The organism is Algibacter lectus (assembly GCF_004368925.1).
Classification (GTDB): domain Bacteria; phylum Bacteroidota; class Bacteroidia; order Flavobacteriales; family Flavobacteriaceae; genus Algibacter; species Algibacter lectus.
Map to the genome: position 1 here is coordinate 53,247 of NZ_SORL01000015.1, position 19,829 is coordinate 73,075.

The 19,829-nt window shown below is 33.2% G+C and carries 20 protein-coding genes and 1 other RNA gene; 11 read left to right on the plus strand and 10 right to left on the minus strand.

All coding sequences use genetic code 11. From position 1 onward, the window contains the following. Positions 1-20 precede the first annotated feature (20 nt). The 3 genes from DFQ06_RS19025 to typA form a co-directional block, all read right to left on the minus strand. Positions 21-1,337, minus strand: a complete 1,317-nt coding sequence (locus DFQ06_RS19025) for an O-antigen translocase (protein WP_074939887.1) — start codon at positions 1,335-1,337, stop codon at positions 21-23. Positions 1,338-1,468: 131 nt separating this feature from the next. Further along, on the minus strand, positions 1,469-1,702 hold the full coding sequence (locus DFQ06_RS19030; protein WP_042499348.1) for a hypothetical protein: 234 nt from the start codon (positions 1,700-1,702) through the stop codon (positions 1,469-1,471). Between the two features lie 5 nt (positions 1,703-1,707). Further along, positions 1,708-3,507 carry a translational GTPase TypA gene (gene typA, locus DFQ06_RS19035; protein WP_042499350.1) on the minus strand — a complete coding sequence of 600 codons (1,800 nt, stop codon included), beginning with the start codon at positions 3,505-3,507 and terminating at the stop codon, positions 1,708-1,710. Positions 3,508-3,663: 156 nt separating this feature from the next. Between typA and DFQ06_RS19040 the strand changes: the two genes are divergently transcribed. The 3 genes from DFQ06_RS19040 to DFQ06_RS19050 are packed head-to-tail and all read left to right on the plus strand — an operon-like array spanning position 3,664 to position 5,750. Then, a complete protein-coding gene (locus DFQ06_RS19040) occupies positions 3,664-4,023 on the plus strand; it encodes a hypothetical protein (protein WP_133969416.1) in 360 nt (119 codons plus the stop codon). A 32-nt stretch (positions 4,024-4,055) separates the two neighbouring features. Next, positions 4,056-4,874 carry a 3-deoxy-8-phosphooctulonate synthase gene (kdsA, locus tag DFQ06_RS19045; RefSeq protein ID WP_042499353.1) on the plus strand — a complete coding sequence of 273 codons (819 nt, stop codon included), beginning with the start codon at positions 4,056-4,058 and terminating at the stop codon, positions 4,872-4,874. A gap of 21 nt (positions 4,875-4,895) precedes the next feature. After that, complete coding sequence (locus tag DFQ06_RS19050) at positions 4,896-5,750, plus strand: hypothetical protein (RefSeq protein WP_074939878.1); 855 nt, start codon at positions 4,896-4,898, stop codon at positions 5,748-5,750. A 241-nt stretch (positions 5,751-5,991) separates the two neighbouring features. Here the strand turns inward: DFQ06_RS19050 and DFQ06_RS19055 are convergent, their stop codons facing one another. Further along, positions 5,992-6,372: a DUF1801 domain-containing protein gene (locus tag DFQ06_RS19055; protein WP_133969418.1), complete on the minus strand. Its 381-nt coding sequence runs from the start codon at positions 6,370-6,372 to the stop codon at positions 5,992-5,994. Between the two features lie 87 nt (positions 6,373-6,459). On the opposite strand from DFQ06_RS19055, the gene DFQ06_RS19060 reads away from it, so the two are divergent. The 7 genes from DFQ06_RS19060 (at position 6,460) to DFQ06_RS19090 (ending at position 10,578) form a co-directional block, all read left to right on the plus strand. Continuing rightward, positions 6,460-7,068, plus strand: a complete 609-nt coding sequence (locus DFQ06_RS19060) for a hypothetical protein (RefSeq protein WP_042499356.1) — start codon at positions 6,460-6,462, stop codon at positions 7,066-7,068. Further along, positions 7,065-7,400, plus strand: a complete 336-nt coding sequence (locus tag DFQ06_RS19065; protein ID WP_133969420.1) for a hypothetical protein — start codon at positions 7,065-7,067, stop codon at positions 7,398-7,400. Before DFQ06_RS19060 ends, DFQ06_RS19065 begins: the two co-directional genes overlap by 4 nt. Positions 7,401-7,404: 4 nt before the next feature. Beyond that, complete coding sequence (locus DFQ06_RS19070; protein WP_042499358.1) at positions 7,405-7,698, plus strand: winged helix-turn-helix domain-containing protein; 294 nt, start codon at positions 7,405-7,407, stop codon at positions 7,696-7,698. A gap of 77 nt (positions 7,699-7,775) precedes the next feature. After that, positions 7,776-9,152, plus strand: a complete 1,377-nt coding sequence (gene creD, locus DFQ06_RS19075; RefSeq protein ID WP_042505938.1) for a cell envelope integrity protein CreD — start codon at positions 7,776-7,778, stop codon at positions 9,150-9,152. Positions 9,153-9,226: 74 nt separating this feature from the next. Further along, positions 9,227-9,529 carry a hypothetical protein gene (locus DFQ06_RS19080; RefSeq protein WP_042499362.1) on the plus strand — a complete coding sequence of 101 codons (303 nt, stop codon included), beginning with the start codon at positions 9,227-9,229 and terminating at the stop codon, positions 9,527-9,529. Between the two features lie 4 nt (positions 9,530-9,533). Further along, on the plus strand, positions 9,534-9,920 hold the full coding sequence (locus DFQ06_RS19085; protein WP_133969422.1) for a ribosomal maturation YjgA family protein: 387 nt from the start codon (positions 9,534-9,536) through the stop codon (positions 9,918-9,920). Next, a complete protein-coding gene (locus tag DFQ06_RS19090; RefSeq protein ID WP_133969424.1) occupies positions 9,907-10,578 on the plus strand; it encodes a DUF1361 domain-containing protein in 672 nt (223 codons plus the stop codon). The genes DFQ06_RS19085 and DFQ06_RS19090 overlap by 14 nt, the downstream gene beginning before the upstream one ends. 13 nt (positions 10,579-10,591) lie before the next feature. On the opposite strand, the gene DFQ06_RS19095 is transcribed toward DFQ06_RS19090, so the two are convergent. Next, positions 10,592-11,374: an SDR family NAD(P)-dependent oxidoreductase gene (locus DFQ06_RS19095; RefSeq protein ID WP_133969426.1), complete on the minus strand. Its 783-nt coding sequence runs from the start codon at positions 11,372-11,374 to the stop codon at positions 10,592-10,594. 29 nt (positions 11,375-11,403) lie between these two features. After that, complete coding sequence (locus DFQ06_RS19100) at positions 11,404-12,606, minus strand: NAD(P)-dependent oxidoreductase (RefSeq protein ID WP_133969428.1); 1,203 nt, start codon at positions 12,604-12,606, stop codon at positions 11,404-11,406. Between the two features lie 283 nt (positions 12,607-12,889). Between DFQ06_RS19100 and ssrA the strand changes: the two genes are divergently transcribed. After that, positions 12,890-13,284, plus strand: a transfer-messenger RNA (tmRNA) gene (gene ssrA / locus DFQ06_RS19105). Positions 13,285-13,371: 87 nt separating this feature from the next. On the opposite strand, the gene DFQ06_RS19110 is transcribed toward ssrA, so the two are convergent. The 4 genes from DFQ06_RS19110 to DFQ06_RS19125 all read right to left on the minus strand — a co-directional run bounded on the left by DFQ06_RS19110 (position 13,372) and on the right by DFQ06_RS19125 (position 19,827). Then, positions 13,372-14,013, minus strand: a complete 642-nt coding sequence (locus DFQ06_RS19110; protein ID WP_133969430.1) for a M48 family metalloprotease — start codon at positions 14,011-14,013, stop codon at positions 13,372-13,374. Positions 14,014-14,093: 80 nt separating this feature from the next. Continuing rightward, entirely contained in the window at positions 14,094-15,119 is a 1,026-nt protein-coding gene (locus DFQ06_RS19115) for a hypothetical protein (protein ID WP_042505947.1), read from the minus strand. An 87-nt stretch (positions 15,120-15,206) separates the two neighbouring features. Then, positions 15,207-16,523, minus strand: a complete 1,317-nt coding sequence (locus DFQ06_RS19120) for a RagB/SusD family nutrient uptake outer membrane protein (protein ID WP_133969432.1) — start codon at positions 16,521-16,523, stop codon at positions 15,207-15,209. 10 nt (positions 16,524-16,533) lie between these two features. Further along, positions 16,534-19,827: a SusC/RagA family TonB-linked outer membrane protein gene (locus DFQ06_RS19125; RefSeq protein ID WP_133969434.1), complete on the minus strand. Its 3,294-nt coding sequence runs from the start codon at positions 19,825-19,827 to the stop codon at positions 16,534-16,536. Between the last annotated feature and the right edge of the window lie 2 nt (positions 19,828-19,829).

Genomic DNA, 19,829 nt, shown 5'->3' on the forward strand with positions numbered 1-19,829 from the left:
TTACATAGGTTATTAGTTCTTTATTTTTTCCTTAAAGAAATCTCATTAGAATCAAGACCAAATAAAGAACTCCATAACAAAAGAATAACAATACCAAAGTACATAAGATAACTAACAAAATGCGCAAATACAGCACCTTTTACTCCATCGAATATACCTATAAAATAAACACTTGTAATGTATAATATTACAACCAAGAAAAGCTCTGTTAAAATATAATGCCAAAACATTTTTTTCGCCAAAAATTGATAGGCAATAATTACAGCAAGAATTTTAATAAAATCACCAAGTAACTGCCATAAAAACAAATCTTCAACAGATCTAAACTCATTGGTAAACACAAGACTTATAATAGGCGATTTCAATGCATAAATCACTAAAAAACCGCCAATCAAAATAGGAACTAATATTTTGTAATAGCTAGAAATCTCTTTCCTGAATTTTTTAACATTGTTAATTTTAGACAATCGAGGTAAAATAGACATCCCGACTATAGAGGTTACAAACATTAAATAATATCTAGATATTCTATTCATGGCTTCCCATAAACCCGCTTCCTTATAACCTAACCCCTCGATTATATAAGAACGGATACAAATAGCAACAAGCGGCATAAGAACCGCTGAAAACAATGCCATAATGGATATAGGCCAGGTTTTTTTAAAAAAACTGAAACTTATATTTTTTACCTGAACAAGGTTTGCCAAACTACGCCTATTAAAAATACCAACAAGTGTGATTAAAAATATTAAGGATTCTGATATCACTACAGATATTAATGCTCCATCAATTTTACTTTGATAAATTAAAACTAAGGCAATCGCAACGCTTAAAAGCTGACCTATAATATTAATTTGGCACATGTTTTTGTATTTCCCAAAACCATTCATGATAGAAAAGGAATACATATTTATAGCATAAAAGGGCAATGCTATTGCAAATATTTTAATTATATCTGCGTAGTTATTGTACTTCGGAAATATAAAATCATTGATAGTTTCGGCATTTAAATAACACAACATAGAAACTATAACCGTGCTAACAAACCCTACATAAAACACGGTAGAAAGTGTTTTACTTAACGACTTTGTATCTTCTTTATATAGTGCTACATATTTTACAACAGTATTGTAAGAACCTAAAACGGAAATATTATGAAACGCACTTACAAAATTTTCTAAATTACCTATTAAAGCAAACCCTACAGGACCAATAATTAAAGCAATAGCTTTAGAGGTTAATATACCAGCAAGAACTTTAACAAACACTAATACCGTTTTTAACGACATTAATTTAATTAAAACATGCTTTTTAATGTAATCTATTAATTTCTTCAATTAATATGAATTTTGTGGTGTTATATTTTGAAGTATTAATGCTTATTCACGCTAGCTATTCTTGCAAAACATTTCAAATATACAAAATCATTTAATTTACCATCGTTAATTCGCTAAGCACTAATACAATATTATTTTTTAGCTTTTAATAGATAAAATAAATTAACACAAATAATAGCACCATTTGTAATAACAATAGGCTTTGACAATGGCATTAACATAATGCCATAAAACACGAATAGTAAACACCCTGCGGAGTTTACTATTCGTAATTTATTTACAGACGTCATTAAGAAGGATATTAAAACAGTAGCCATAGCGGCATACCCTACCCAATCTGTAATTGAAATTCCTAAGAATTCCATTTATGTTATATAGATTTGTTTCTCTTACGATCTACTTCAGATAACCAAATTTTACGTAAACGTAAGTGGTTTGGTGTAACCTCTACGTATTCATCTTTTTGGATATATTCTAAAGCTTCTTCTAAAGAGAATTTAATTGCTGGCACAATTTTCGCTTTATCATCTGCTCCAGAAGAACGTACATTACTTTGCTTTTTAGCTTTAGTAATGTTAATATTCATATCATCCTGACGAGAGTTTTCTCCAATTACTTGGCCTTCATATATATTCTCACCTGGCTCTACGAAAAACTTACCTCTATCTTGTAATTTATCAATAGAATAAGGAATTGCTGTTCCGTTTTCCATAGACACTAAAGATCCTGAAATACGTCCTGGAATTGCACCTTTTAATGGTTGGTATTCTTTAAAACGGTGTGCCATAATAGCCTCACCAGCAGTTGCAGTTAATAATTGGTTACGTAAACCAATAATACCACGAGAAGGAATTAAGAATTCGCAAACCATACGATCTCCTTTAGCTTCCATACTTAACATTTCACCTTTACGTAAAGTTACAAACTCTACAGCTCTACCAGAAACAGTTTCTGGAAGGTCAATAGTTAACTCTTCAATTGGCTCACATTTAACACCATCGATTTCTCTAATGATTACTTGTGGTTGTCCAATTTGAAGCTCGTAACCTTCACGACGCATAGTTTCAATTAAAACCGATAAGTGTAATACACCACGACCAAAAACCATGAATTTATCTGCACTTCCAGTTTCACCTAGTTTAAGTGCTAAGTTTTTCTCTAATTCTTTTTCTAAACGATCTTTGATATGACGAGATGTTACATACTTTCCATCTTTCCCGAAGAAAGGAGAATCGTTAATAGTAAACAACATACTCATTGTAGGCTCATCGATAGCGATAGATTTTAATCCTTCAGGATTTTCTAAATCAGAAACAGTATCTCCAATTTCAAAACCTTCTACACCAACAAGAGCACAAATATCACCAGTTTGAACGCTCTCTACACGTTTACGTCCTAAACCTTCGAATATAAATACCTCTTTAATTTTACTTTTTGTAATAGTACCATCTCTTTTTACTAAAGCGATTTGTTGTCCTTCCACAATGTTTCCTCTTTGCACTCTACCAATCGCGATACGACCTGTAAAAGAAGAGAAATCTAAAGATGTAATTAACATTTGAGTTGTTCCTTCTGGAAATACAGGAGCAGGAACATGCTCGATAACCATATCTAATAATGGTTCAATGTTATCAGTTTCATTTCTCCAATCGTCACTCATCCAGTTATTCTTAGCCGAACCGTAAACTGTTGGAAAATCTAACTGCCATTCTTCAGCACCTAGTTCAAACATTAAATCGAAAACTTTTTCATGTACTTCATCAGGAGTACAGTTTTCTTTATCAACTTTGTTTACAACCACACATGGTTTTAAACCTAAATCGATAGCTTTTTGTAATACAAAACGAGTTTGTGGCATTGGCCCTTCAAATGCATCAACTAATAATACAACACCATCAGCCATATTTAATACACGCTCTACTTCACCTCCGAAATCGGCGTGACCAGGTGTATCAATTATATTGATTTTTGTGCCTTTATATACAACCGAAACGTTCTTAGAAGTAATTGTAATACCTCTTTCACGCTCTAAATCGTTATTATCAAGAATTAGATCACCTGTATTTTCGTTTTCACGAAACAATTGACAGTGATACATAATTTTATCAACCAACGTAGTTTTACCGTGGTCAACGTGTGCAATAATTGCAATGTTTTTAATAGTAGCCATATTATAGTGCCTTATTTTAAGCCTGCAAAGGTACGGGTTATTTTCATATATAGTTAAAAATTTGTTATAATTAAAATCAAATATAATTTTAAATGCCTGTTTTCGTTATTTTTATAAGAAATATTCTCTCAAAATAAACATCAAAAACAAATTGCTATGCACATAATTAATAGAATCACTAAAAGCATCCCTTACCTATATTTTATTGCCATTTCCGCGTATTGGTTCACTACAATTAACCGTACCGAAGGCTTAACGGCATACCCTATTTTACTCTTCGGAATTCCTTTTTTATGGCAAATCATAAAGCCTAATAAAAAATTAAATTTCGCCCTAGGCATCACATTCGTCTGTTTATCATCCTATTTAATTATTGCTTACTTGTCTAAAATTATCGATTTCAGTCATTTAGCCTTCAATTCAAATAGTGTAATGCTTACTGCCGGGTTATTTGTGGTTACAAACTTTATAATGGCCATGTGGATAATAAAAAACAGCCTTAGAAGTCGTTTTTAATTTGATTATCTTTGTCGCCTAAATTTAAGTCGATGATACTTCAAGATATTCCAAAAATAAAGCACGCTAATTCAAACAATTTCTTTCTTCTTTGTGGCCCTTGCGCTATAGAAGGCGAGGATATGGCTATGCGTATTGCCGAAAAAGTAATTACCATTACTAATAAATTAGAAATCCCTTACATATTTAAAGGTAGTTTTAAAAAAGCAAACCGTAGTAGAATTGATAGCTTTACGGGTATAGGCGACGAGAAAGCGCTAGAAATTTTAGCAAAAGTATCAGAAAAATTCGATGTGCCTACTGTAACCGATATTCATGAAATATCCGATGCTGCTTTAGCCGCACAATATGTAGATGTTTTACAAATCCCTGCATTTTTAGTACGCCAAACCGACTTAGTTGTGGCTGCTGCAAAAACAGGAAAAGTGGTCAACCTTAAAAAAGGGCAATTTATGAGTCCGGAGGCCATGAAACATGCTGTGCAAAAAGTAAAAGATGCTGGTAGCGATAAAGCTTGGATTACAGATCGTGGTACCATGTTTGGCTACCAAGACATGATTGTGGATTTCCGTGGCATTCCAACCATGCGCCAATTTGCACCAACCGTTTTAGATGTTACCCATTCTCTACAGCAACCCAACCAAACTGCAGGCGTTACAGGTGGTCGCCCAGACATGATAGAAACCATTGCACGCGCAGGTATTGTAAACAATGTTGATGGTTTATTTATCGAAACGCATTTCGATCCAGCAAATGCTAAAAGTGATGGTGCCAATATGCTTCATCTAGATAACCTAGAAAACTTACTAAGCAATCTCGTTAAAATTAGAAAAACAATACAAGCTCTGTAAAACGAGTTAAACCAAATAATAATGAAATCAAACCTACACCTAATAGTGCTTTTTTTAAGTATTATTAATTTCAGCGCTTTTGCCCAAGATACCAACGCTGTAAAATACACCGCATCAAGCAAAGGAAAATTTTTTGTAAGCTGGGGCGGCAATAGAGACTCTTTTAGCAAATCGGACATTCATTTTGAAGGAGACAATTATAATTTCACCATAAAAGATGCCACAGCGCGCGATAAACCTAAAGGTTGGCACTTAGATTATATAAACCCAACTAGAATGACGATACCTCAAACCAATTTCAAAATGGGATATTTCATTTCAGATAAATATTCCATTTCTCTTGGTTTAGATCATATGAAATACGTTATGGAAAACGAAAAAACCCGAACTTTAAGTGGTTATATCGATTTACCAACCACGGAAGAAGGGTCAAAATTTAACGGTATATACAACAACGAGGCAACCTTTTTACCAGAAGATTTTCTAGGTTTCGAGCACACAGATGGATTAAATTATATCTACACAGAAATTGCTAGACACGACGATATTTCGGCATTATTTAACCTACCAAATACCGATAAATTTCAAATAAATTTAACCGAAGGTATAGGCGGTGGTTTTTTATTACCAAAAACAAACAGCACACTATTAATTAAAGAAAGAAACGATGAGTTTCATTTATCGGGCTACGGTGTTTCGGCTCGTGCAGGTATTAATTTCACTTTTTTCAAGCACTTTTTTATGCAACTAGACCTAAAAGGTGGTTACATAAATATGCCAAATATCCGCACCACGCCAGACCCAGCCGATCGCGCATCGCAACATTTCACTTACTTGCAGCGCATTGTTTCTTTCGGAGGGATTTTTAGAATTTAAAATATTTGGGCGGGTTTTTAAGAAAAATAAAAACCGCGCTATCCGCTATATCTTTTTGTAAAGCTGTAGCCATACACTAAAAAATATGTACATGCCATAAACCATAGTTAAAACTGAGGTTTATGGCATTTTTATTTTACAAAAAGGATGCCGCTACTATCGCTCCCGCACTTACCAGCCAAGTACGGTACAAACAGAATATGTTAGTCTATTTGCGAATTAAAGACTTCCCCAAAAAGCATCAATTAATAAACCAAGCGCGTTTACTTTCGCTTAATAACTTGGAGGCTGCGTGCAGTAATTCAACAAAAACATCATAATCCAAATCTTCCAAGGTTTTTAATTGAATGGAGCGCACTTGCTTTCGTTTATTATCATTTTTCAAAATAGAAAATTCTTTTTCTAGCAAAACACCTTGCACAAAAGCTACATCAACATAATCGGTTCCTTTTAAAATATTCAGATAAATCATAGGCTTCTTATGGCAATTATAAAACGGAATTTTATAACTATACCGCTCTTCTACCTCAGGTAACGTACTCAAAATCACACCTCGCACAAACAACATAATAGCTTGATAAGGTTCTTTCTGACTTAAAAAATAATTATCTATCGGATTCACAGTAAGAAGTTTATTTTCAAATTTAATAAAATAAGTAGGCGAAAATTCAGAAATATTTATTTACTTTGCATTTCAAAGTACTTTTACATGGAGTCAAAAGATTATTTAAAAGACATATCGGACATTAAAGATTTAATGAATAAATCTTCTCGATTTATTTCCTTAAGTGGTTTATCTGGAATTTTAGCCGGAACTTATGCCCTTATTGGTGCCGCTGCCGCTTATTGGCTTGTTAATAAATACAGCTACGGCACGTTAATTCTAGATGGTCAAATATTTAGATCTGTCATGCTTATTTTAGCATTAGTGGCCCTATTTAGCGCCGTTACTGGCTATATACTTTCGGCAAAAAAAGCTAAAAAAACAGGAGCAAAAATGTGGGATGCCACATCAAAACGATTGGTCATTAATTTTTTAATTCCGTTAATTGCAGGCGGTTTGTATATCCTAATTATTTTAAGCAATGGCAAATATGGTCAGACCGGAGGTTTAATGCTTATATTTTATGGTTTAGCTTTGGTAAACGCATCAAAATATAGCATTGGTAATATTCGCTATTTAGGATATACAGAAATAGTTTTAGGTTTAATTGCTACCCTACTTCCAGGTTATGGATTTTGGTTATGGGTTTTAGGCTTTGGAGTAATGCACATTATATACGGTAGCATTATGCACTTTAAATACGATACAAAATGAACAAAACACTCCTAATTGCAATAGTGACTTCAGTTATTATTTACGGCCTCGGATTAGCATACTTATATTATTCCAATGAAAGTTACGAGCAAGAGTTCGCACTTTACGACGTCAATAAAAATGGAGTTATAGATAAAGAAGAGCTCACTTTAGAATCTCAAAATATTACAGCTCAAGGCGCAAAACGAAAAACTATAAAAGAAGGTGCTATTGTTTTAATTCCGTTTTCATTATTTATTGGTGCTTTTGCATTTGCAGTAACATTTCTTTTTGCTAAAATTAAAACCATTAATGACAACGAAATAATAAAATCTAAAAGCAAACGAGCTTAGATCTATGAGCATAATAACCAATATAAATAAAGCATTCGATCATAGAATTAGGCTAGGTATTATGTCTATTTTAATGGTGAACGAATTTGCCGATTTTAATATGCTAAAAGAACTTTTAGGCGCCACCGATGGCAACATTGCTAGCCATGCCAAAGCTCTAGAAAAAGTGGAATATATAAAGGTTGAAAAACAGTTTATAGGCCGCAAACCGAATACCCGCTACTCCACCACCGATTTAGGTCGTGCCGAGTTTAAAAAACACATTAATGCACTCGAAAAATTAATTAATAAAAGCTAGACTTTAGTCTCACGAAAACAACAAAATCTTTTTTTTAATCTTTTACTTTGAAATTCAAAGTACTTTAAATTAACATTATGGAAAACACAAACAAACCACAGCAAAACAAATTCGGAAATTGGGTAAAAACATCAATCACAGCAAGGATGCTTATGGTAGGTTTTTTAGTCATTATCTTACTCATACCTCTATCTTTTATTAACTCCTTAATTACCGAACGTGCCTTTAGGCAAAGTGATGTAGTAAATGAGATTAACGAAAAGTGGGGCGAAAATGTACTTGTTTATGGACCTATTTTAAAAATCCCATACAAAACATATACAGAAACAAAAACGTATAACGAAAAAACAAAAACCTTTTTCACTGAAGTAGAAACACATATAAAAAACGTATACATTTTCCCTGAATCTTTAAATGCAGATGTAAATGTAGATTCTAAAACCTTAAAACGTGGTAATTTTGAATCGGCTGTATTTACTACAACCATGGATTTTTCTGGACATTATATCCCAACCAACTTAACTTCTAAAGGCATTAAAGATGAAGATATAATTTGGGATAAGGCCACCGTAATTTTAAAAACCTCGAACCTAAAAGGCATCAAAAGTGAAATGCTTTTAAAATTGAACCAAAACACCTACTCTTTTCAAACAAACTTCAATGAAAACTCTACACAAAACAGTGATTATTTAGATGTGCTCGAATCTGGTTTTATAAACCCAATAGATTTATCGAGTAAAAACGATGCACCGTTTAGTTTATCAATGGCCTTTAATGGTAGTAAGCAAATAGAACTTATTCCTATCGGAAAAACGACTACCATGAAAATGGCTTCTAATTGGGCCGACCCAAGTTTTATTGGAAACTATCTTCCTAACGATGAAACTAAAACCATAACAAAAGATAGCTTTAATGCTGAATGGAAAGTACTTCACATCAACCGTGCTTTTTCTCAACAACATTTAAATAAAATACCAAACCTTAACAAATTTGCATTCGGGACTAAATTTATGGTCATGGTAGATGAGTATCAAAAAAGTGAACGATCTGCCAAATATGGTTTCCTAGTTATAGGTCTTACTTTTTTAATATTCTTTTTAATACAAACCTTGAGTAAAATTAATATTCATCCATTTCAATACTTAATGATTGGACTGGCTCTCATTATGTTTTACACTTTACTAGTTTCTATATCTGAGCATAGTAATTTTCTAAAAGCTTATTTAATAGCTGGAAGTTCCGTTATTGTGTTAATCACCTTGTACTCAAAATCTATACTTAAAACACTTAAGTTCCCTTTATTTATTGGCTTATCCCTTTCTGCTTTATACGCCTTTATTTATGTTATTATTCAATTAGAAAACTACGCGCTTCTTGTTGGTAGTGTTGGTCTATTTTTAATACTTACTATCGTGATGTACGTATCGAGAAAAATAGATTGGAATAACGGATAATTTAATTAAGCGTTACTTCTAAAAAAAAAGAGTAACGCTTTTTCTATTTCAATTATTAATACAAAACGAAAATTATGTACAGCATTTCTAACATAGGAAGAGCGGTTGCTATTCTTAGTTTTATTATTGGCACTACGCTCTTTTCTTTTTTTCTTTATTTCGGAGAAACTTTTATACCAATAGGCGTTGGTTTAGGATTCATTGGAGTGGCTATTACCGTAAATGCGATATTACTTGTTTCCAACCTTATAGCGAGTCTTATTTATGAAACCGATAGATATGAGAACTTAAAAACTTGTGGTATTATTTTAATGAATATACCTATAGCCATTCTATACTTCTACATTATTATTTCCTTAAACGACATTAGATTATAACAAAATGACATACAAACTCAACAAAACCTGCTTAGCCTTAGCGTTCCTCTTTTTATTAACCGAAATATTAATTGCTGTTTACCTTAAAACAGGATTTATACGTTACACGGTCGGAGATTTTCTATCGGTAATTTTACTTTACTGTTTTTTTAAAAGCTTCTTAAAAATAAATCATTTTAAACTGGGCGCCGGAGTATTAGTTTTTGCTTTTTTAATAGAATTTGCTCAATACTTCAATCTATTAAAATTATTAAACCTTGAAGACCACAAACTACTAACCATCATATTAGGTAGTACATTTCAAGTAGGCGATTTAGTGGCCTATACCTTCGGAATTATTACCGTTTTAATAATAGAACAATTAAACTCTAAACCTCATGAATTACATTAACAACCTTATATCTTATCGTTATAAATCTCTAGCGTTATTAAGCGTTTCAATAGGTTCTACTCTAATTTTACTTATGATTAGAATGAAACTCGCGCACTCCGATAACTATCTTTTTTTAGTTTGGAACCTATTCTTAGCAGCCATTCCATATGCCATTACAATTTATTTAGTAAGTGTTCCCAAGCTTAAAAAAATAACGTTGCTTTTGGCATTTGGTGTATGGTTGCTTTTCCTTCCGAATGCACCTTATATACTAACCGATATGTGGCATTTGAGATATAACGAACCACATATATTTTGGTTAGATATTTTATTAATTTCTGCCTTTGCTTTTGATGGTATGATGCTTTTCTATTTTTCGGTTACCGACATGAAAACTGTTTTATTAAAGTTCTTAAACAAAAGAAAGACTAGTTTCATTTTGACATTTGTATTTTTTATATCCGCATTTGGCGTGTATTTAGGTCGCTTTCTACGCTATAACTCTTGGGAGATTTTAACCAACCCAAAAGTTTTATTTATTGACATAATAAACATGATTGTACAGCCATTAGGAAACAAGGAAGTTTGGCTTTTTACTTTATTATTTGGTGCTTTTTTCTCTTTAGGATACTGGATATTTACCAATATAAATATGGAATCTAAAAATATGGATTAAGAATAAAAAAACTTTATTCTGCTCTATTTTTAGCCTGAAGTTTTCTAACAATAGATGTAGCAGCATTACGTGTAATAAACCTTGGAATAACAGCTAAAAACTTATTAAAACGGCCAGGTATAGCATAGCTTTTTCCTTTTAACATGGCTTTGTAACCGTAAAGCGCAACCTCCTTTGCACATGCCATGTTGAATGTGATTTTATTATCGTTAGCATCTTCAGAAACGGTTTCTTGAAACGCAGTTTTTGTAGGTCCAGGACAAAGTGCAGTTACCGTTACACCTGTGCCTTTTAACTCGTTTGCAATAGCTTCGGAAAAAGATAGCATATAGCTTTTTGAAGCATAGTAAATAGACATTAAAGGCCCTGGCTGAAAAGCTGCTAAAGATGCCATATTTAATATTTTACCCGAGCCACGTTTTACCATGCCTTCGAGCACCAACTTTGTTAAATGTGTGGTTGTCATAACATGTACATTTAACATAGCCGATTCGCGTTCCCAATTGGTTTCTGCAAAAGTACCAAACAAACCAAAACCGGCGTTGTTTATTAACACATCTATAGATGCATCTCCAATATCGTTAATAATATCTTGAGAGATGTTGGGTAAACTTAAATCTTTAATTAATGTTATAACCTCTACATTAAATTGGGTTTCTACTTCGATTTGCACATCGGCTAATTTAGCTGAATCAATATCGACTAGTATTAACTTATACGCGTCTTTTGCTAATAATAAAGTTAACTCATAACCCAATCCTGAGGCTGCTCCTGTTACTAATGCTGTTTTAATAATGTAGGTATTTTGTAATTATTGCAAACTTATTAGTTTCCGTCAACATATCCCTGCAAATAGGCGAAATTTTCGGTAAGCTTGCCGTTTTCTGTCATTTTTGCTCGTTGTAAAACACCATCGGCATCGTTATTAAAAAAAGCAGGAATTACAGCTTTTAAAAACATCTCGCCAAAACCTTCGCTTGCATCTTGTGGAAGTTCGCATGGTAAATTATCTACTGCCATAACCACAATGGCTTTGCTATCTTTATAATCAATTTCCGATTCTGTTTCAGGATTGTAACCATAAATAGGATCTGCAATGGTTGATGCACGCAGCGTTGTAGCTACTGGCCCATCGACATCACAACTTACATCGGCAACAACTTTGACATTAAAATCTGGAGATTTAACATCGGTGCGTGTGTATAAATACGGCGCACCATCGCCGTAAAAATGACCTGCAATATAATAATCGGTTACTTTTGCGAAACGCATAAAACTCGACTCGTAATCTTGTGGATTATCGAAAAAATCTTGATTATCGATGACCTGTCCGTCTTTACGTTTATTATAATCTAGTACGTCTATTTTACAATATACGGGCTCATTAAAGCTGCTGTTTAAATAATCGGTTACCGATACACTTTTAATACTCATAGCATCGAGCATTTCTTGTGCACCATTTGCTACTTTACCGCTACCGGTTAGTAATATTTTTATGTTTGGCAGTGCTAAGTTATTCAGCTCGTTTATTAAGGCTTGTTGGTTTGGTAATGGCCCGGCTTTTGGTAGTTGCCATGTATTAAATTTTAATCCCCAAGCTCTAAAACCATTGTAAGCACCAACGATACCAGCGTAACGACCAAAACCTATTAATCGGAATCCTTTTTCGCTCACTATAGTTTCGTGATCGTAAAGTTCTATTTTTTTATCTAAAACGGCTTTTAACAGCTTACGGTTATAGGGTTGTTTTTTTATGGTATGTGAAAAGAAAAAGTATTTTTTATTCGGAATTAAGGCTTCGATAGGCACTTCTTTTACACCAAGCATGACATCGCAGTCTGACACGTTTTCGCTAACTTCAAATCCTGCGTTTTTATAGTCTTGATCTGGAAATACGCGTATATCGGAACTTTCTACTTTAAAATTGGCCTGCGGAAATTGTTTTTGGGCTTCGGCTAATTTTGATGGAGAGAATACCACGCGGCGATCGGGTGGGTTTTTACGTTCTTTTATAATGGCAAACTTCATGGCTTATTGTTTAGGTGTAATTTCGGGAATTTATTGAAATTTTTGTATCATTCTCTTAAATATTTTTAATGTGACAGATTTGCGTCTCATTGATATTGGTATAATTTTTGATTTATGTTAACGGATTACCACCTAGTTTAAAAGTTTTAATTAACTTTGCAGACTGTGCGTTAGGGATTGAGGCATTGTTGAAGCTCTTTTTTGTTTTTCTCAAAAAAAGCGACTGCCGAAAGCCCGACCCTTGTGGTAACGCCAAAATATATTTTACTACTTTATTTAATCTGGGGTCGACTGGTTTTGACAGCGAGATTAACGAAACGGTAAGCACGTCGTGTAATGGCATTGAAACACGTAAAAGGCTAGACCAACTTTTAAACGGCGAGAATAACTACGCTTTAGCTGCATAATTCGAATTATAGTAGAATTTGCCTAGGTACACAAGGTGTACAAGCTTTATGTCTCCGGAAAGCCTTGATTGACGGCGTTCCATTTTGAGATATCGTAAATGTCAATATAGTTTGAGCACTGCTTTGATGCTTTTACGAAACTAAAGAAGATAAGTTATGAGTGGGTTGTCTTTAACCAGCTTATAATCGAAAACCCAAGAAAAGAATAAACGTGTAGAAAGCTCTTTGGTTACTTGTTTGGACGAGAGTTCGATTCTCTCCGACTCCACTATTTAAAACCCTAAAACATTAATAATTAATGTTTTAGGGTTTTTATTTTAGTAAAAACATACAATTTCTGTACGGTAAAAATTACAATCTAATCCATTTGCCATATACCTATAAAACTTGTTTTGAAAGCTTTATCATCTCCTTGCAACTTGGCTTTTTCTAGAAAATTGTTTAAAGCTTCAATTCTTTCTAAACCTGATGGATGAGTAAACGTACCATTACCAAATAAATTTTGTAGGTATGGAAAATTTAAAAATAGCGTATCAAACCTCTTAGGCTCGTTTGTTTTTATGAGGTATATAGCGATTAAATCTGCTAGATACTCTGCTTTTTGGTAATCGTTTGTTTTAATTCCTTTTGGAACACTTCCTTCTAAACCAAAAATTTTGGCCTGAGGAATGGTTACAATATGGGCAACCTCATGAGATAAAGCAAATATTTGAACATTTACTTTTGGCAAATTCACTAAACCTTGACTAATTTCTACATAACCAAAGGCAGCTCCTGCATTGATACCTAAATCATTTTCGTCAATTACAAACTCGGTTGGAATATCGACACTTGTATAGGCTCTAAATAAAGGTAAAACAGCATCGTTATATGTTTTAATAATTTGTTCTTCTTTGGTTAATACAATGTCTTCATCTTTATGATCACCTTCTTCGTTTGAAGAATTGGTATTACAGGCAAGCATTAAAAAGAGAGAAAGTAATAGAAAGTATGTCTTCATTTTAGAATAATGGATATAAAAATAAACACCCTTAAAATTAAGGGTGTTTATGTCAATAAAAAAAGAGGGGTAATTTGCTATTAATTACTGTAATAGGTAAATGTTTTTTCAACAGTTGCGAAACCATCAAAATAAGTGTAAGATGCTTTTGTTGGGTAATCGTCAGCGTTGTATTCGTAAGTCACCACATCATCAGCTAAAGTACCTGATACTGGGTTATTAGTGTTTACTGAAGCAATACCTACATTAATTGCTGCGTAAGCCGCTGGGTAAAGCCCTTTAAAAGGATTGTTTTTTGTATCGTAAGCAGCCGTATAATCGTCTCCAAATCTATTTTCTACTGTTACATTACCATCTACAATTGTAAATAAAACTTCTGTTATTGCATCTTCAGATGTGTGATCTGTGCGTTTCTCTGAACTTAAATCACCATTTGCATTATAGCTATACGTGTATGTATAAACTAACTCATCGTTATATTTATATTCACTCTTTACAATTTGGCCATCTTCGTAAGTATAAACTGTACTTTCATCTTCTGCTGTTTTTTCGATAACTTGATTTTTATCATTGTAAACCAATGTGTAAACTGTAGTTGAAATATCGCCCCAATCGTCTTGTACTTTTGTATATTCACTTACAAAATTAGCTTCATTATACGTGTACGTTGTTGTTGAGTTTTCTCCGTATAAATCTGCAAGCACATAAGTTTCTAGCTTAGACCCGCTACCAACTTCACCACGAATACTTACTGTTACCGTGTAATCTTTAGTTGTTATTCCATCTTCTGCTGTTACTGTAAAAGTTTTAGCTTCACCATCTACAAAAGTAACTTCTTCTCCAGAAACTGGTGAAACTGTAGCATTTTCTGAAACAGAAATTGTTGGAACTACAGCAGTCAAACTTGTACCGAATGGTACAGTAACGTCAATATTTGTACCTAAATCGTAGTTAATATCTTCTGCGTTTACTCCATCAATAGTTATTGAGAAATCGGTAATAGTTGCTAAAGATGATAATGCAGGTGAATCGTCACTGCTTGAACATGATACGGTAGAAATAGCTACAGCTATAAATACACTAAGGATAGAAAAAATTCTCTTCATAATTTAAAATATTTAATAGGGATTGATTTTATCTTTTAATTTCAATTATAGCTCATAAGATAACAACAAGCTATAACGGTTTGTTATTTATAAATTAGGGTTATTAATAATAGCATCGTTCGGGAAAGGGATAACATATCTATCGTCGTTTTGCTCTAAAACATAAGTTACACCATCAAATTCTTTTGTTAATTCTGGTTGAGTTGTTCGTCTTAAATCATTCCATCTTTGTCCTTCGATAGCAAATTCTCTTCGACGTTCTTCCTGTATTTCTTCTTTTAAATCGGCAAGACTTAAAGCATTCACATATGTTTTGTAAATATCCCAACCTGAAGATGTGTACCTGTTTTCGGTAAATGCAATTAATGTTTCTTTAGCCAAATCAATATTATTTAATTCTGCTAAACACTCCGCAATAGTAAGGTACAATTCCGCTGTTCTATACGATACTTTTAACTTAGTTTCCGCGCTTTTTTTGGAGCTAAAGCTACCGTCTGTGTTTTTATTGAAGTATAAAGAAAAACGCAAATCGTCCGTTTGATTATACGCCGTTATTAAACTATTAGAAATAGTGGTATTATTAACCATATCAAAAGATGCTATGGTTTCTAAAGCCAAAATAGATTCTACAGCATTATATTCTGAAGGCATAATAGATACATTAGAATTTAAATTTTGAAGTTCTGCATTAATAGCCAAAGCTTCATTTGCTAAATCAATAGCATTTTGCCATTCTTGTTGATATAAATAAACTCGAGTTTTAAATGCTTTTACCGCTACTGTAGAAAACCTATAATTATATCCTAAATCTTGTTTCTCAATATTTAAAAGCGATTCTGCCTTATCCAGATCGTCTAAAATTAAGGTATAAACCTCTTCAACTGTTTTTACAGGATAATCTTTTTCGGCATCATATTCTGTAGTAATTGGCACACCTGCATCTGTAATTGCTGTTGCTTTGTTGTAAGGTTTCCCATATAAGTTAACCAACTCGAAATACTGCATCGCTCTTAAAGCATAAGCTTCACCTACCAATTGCTCTATGTCCGACGGGGTGCCTTCCATAGTGCTTTCACTATTAATAACATGATTGGTGTAGAATATAGTATTATACAAACTTGCATAAGGGAAAACTCGTGTTAACGGACTAGGATTTACATCGTTCCATATAAAAACATCTTCGTACTGTTCTACACCTAATGCGCTGGTGCTTAAAGCCAACTCATCTGTTCTAAAAGTTGTTAAAACCTTGTAATCTTTTGCTATATCATAAGCTGAAGTTAAAAAGCTTCTATACTCTTCTACCGATTTAGGTATTACCTGCCCTACGGGCTCAATATCTAAATAATTATCACAGCTAATAAAACCTAAAGCTATGAAGGTGATGTATATTATTTTTTTCATAAATGCTTTTTTAAAATGAAAGATTAAATCCAACAGATACTATTTTAGGAATAGGCTGTGCATATAAACTTCCATAAGTTTCAGGATCAAAAAAACCATTGTAATCTGTTCCTAAAACAAATAGATTACGTCCTTCTATATTAAAATTAAAACTTGATAAGCTAAATTTTTCTAGTTTACTTTTTGGGATAGCATAACTCAACTTAATGCTACTCACACGGATATAAGAGATATCTTTTACCCAAATATCCAAATCGTTATACGTTTTTCCGTCATCGGAAGAATTAAACCAAGTATAAACCAAATCGGTATCAAAACCAGGTGAAGTAAGCCCAATTAATGCAGGATAACTGCCTGTACCCGCTTTTAAAATATCTGTGTTATAATTATTTCCGGGTTGTGCCAAAGCGGGGTTATAGCTAGGTGTGGTTTTAACCGTTTGTTTGATATTAAAATTGGTTAAAACCCTTAAATCAAACTGTTTATATTTAAAACTATTTCTAAACCCGCCACTAAACTTAGGAGTACCATCACCTACATAAGTGTATAAATCTCGATGTTCTTCTCTTGTTAATTGACTACCGTCTGTGCCTTCTTCCAAATTATAAAAATCTACTGCTGAAACTTTTACACCATCTTTCCAAAACAAAGGCAAACCATTACTATCCAATCCTGCGGTTTTAATAGCAAAAATGGCGTTTACACTATAGCCTTTTAAAGATGGTTTAAAATCTTCTTCTCTATTCTCGATAGCATCTACTATACTTTTATTATGCGAAATATTGAATCCACTTGTCCATTTAAAATGAGGTGTATCAATATTAGTGGTACTTATCGACAATTCGAATCCTTTATTGCTAACTGTTGCCCAATTGGTATTAATAAAATTATAACCACTTTCTAAAGGCACAGACCTTAACCCTATTAAGTCTGTACTTTTTCTAGCATAATAATCTCCAGAGATGTAAATTTTATTATTTAACAATCCTAAATCCAAACCAATATTAGACGATACCGTTTTCTCCCATCTTAAATTACCATTAGGTGCACTTAATGCTCTAATAATTTCTTCGCTTACTCCAGGTAACACCGATGTTGTATAATACTCACCAATAACAAAAGGTGAAGTCGATTTATCAATATTTCCTTGTACACCGTATGATGCTCTTATTTTTAAATCGCTTATAGCATCAACATCATACATAAAATCTTCTTTATACACATTCCAAGATCCCGCAAAAGACCAAATAGGAAGATATCTATACTTAGGATTTACTCCAAATAGGTTAGACCCATCATACCTTAAACTTCCAAAAACGGTATATTTTTTATCATAGGTATAAGACGCTGTTCCAAAAAATGAAGCATATGCATTTTCGTTATACGTTTTACCGTAAGCATCGAACAAAGAGTTCGTTAAAGCGAGTTCATTTGTAATAGCTGTGGTGGTTAATGTATTAGAATTAAAACCAAATCCTTTGGTGTGAATTTCGGTTCTTTTATTTCTACGAAATTCTGTTCCCAACATCACATCCAGTTCGTGAATAGTATTAAATGATGTATTGTAATTGGCTGTAGTTTTCCAGTTATACTGAAATCCATCTGCATTCCAGTTTTGAATAATACCGCCTTTAGGCATGTAGTATAGTGTTTCTCCAGAAGATGTATATTGAGACCTTTGCTCATACTTACGTGTATAGTAACTTTCTTCATCACTATATTTCTCGGTCTTATCGAAATCTAATTGTAAGCCTAGTTGTGTGTTAAAATGAATCTCCTTATTCAATTTATACCCAACGTCAAAAATGGCTTTTAAAGAACTTGCAACTAACTCGTAATTGGTATTTTCTCGCTCTTCTAAAACATTATAATCTAGATTTAAATCAGATCGCTCTACCAAATCGGGATCGTAAACATAATTGCCATCGGCATCTTTTAATGATAAATACGGATTAGCATTTCTTGAATAAAACGAAGGATTTGTATAAGCATCAGCACCTGTAATATAAGACGATGTTGTGTTCTGACTTCCAAATAAAGCAACACCTACTTTTAGCTTATCATTGACATTAAAATTATCTTTTAAAGTAATATTGTAACGCTTTTGCCCTGTTCCTTTTGTAGCTCCTTTTTCATCAAATATACCTGTTGAAAAATAATAGTTATTATTTTCATTCCCTCCAGAGATACTTACACCATACTGCTGGTTTATAGCCATTTGATAAAGCTCGTCTCCCCAGTTGGTATTAATGTTTTTTAGATTGTTAATCTCGTTTTGAGCATCTAAAGAAATACTTGCAAAACCATTATCTCTAAAATTATTATACTCACCATAGTTATTTAAAATTCGAGCAACTCCTCCTCTATCTTGTTGATACTTTAAATCGGATCGACTCGCCAAAAGTAATTCGAAGTCTACTTTTTCAGAAGAATTCATTAAATTCAACTTACTAAAATCTGGCTTTTGCGTTACAAACACATTCGCATTAACATTAATACGCATAGCTCCTTTTTTACCATTTTTACTGGTAATTACAATAACACCATTTGCTGCTCTAGCCCCGTAAATTGACGTTGCAGAAGCATCTTTTAAAACCGTTATACTTTCAATATCTTCAGGGTTTAAACCTGCAATTGGGTAGGACTGTAAATTATCTATATTATCCTTATCTCTAAAATCTTGAGGAATATCATTCCCTTCCAAAGGAATACCATCTAACACCCATAACGGATCTGAAGATCCATTTAAAGTTGCTGTTCCTCGAATAGAAATTTTTGAAGGCGCACCAGGTGCCCCACTAGTAGGCTGCACTACCACACCAGAAAGTTGACCAACCAACATTTGATCTACACTAGAAACTCCTGCTTGGTTAATATCCGTCATTTCTACTTTAGCATAAGCAGAAGTCATTTTTCGTTTTTCAATTTTTTGGTAGCCCGTAAGTACTATTTCTTGTAGATTCTCTGGACTTTCTTTTAAAACTACAGACAACTTTTTAGTTACAGCAGAGATATCTATTTTTTCCGTTTCATACCCCATGTAAGACACTAAAATAAATTTAGCATCTGCACCCACTCTTAGAGAAAACGCCCCATCAAAATCGGTAGTAGTCCCTAACATAGAACCTTGAATAACGCCCTCTGTATTTGTTTCGTTACCAATAATTGCCGAAGACACATAAACAGATGCTCCAACTATTGGCATTTGCAACGCAGCATCTATTACCGTTCCTTCGATTACTTTACCTTGCTGAGCAATTAGTAAACTTGGAATAAAAATTAATAGGTATATTAATTTTTTCATGA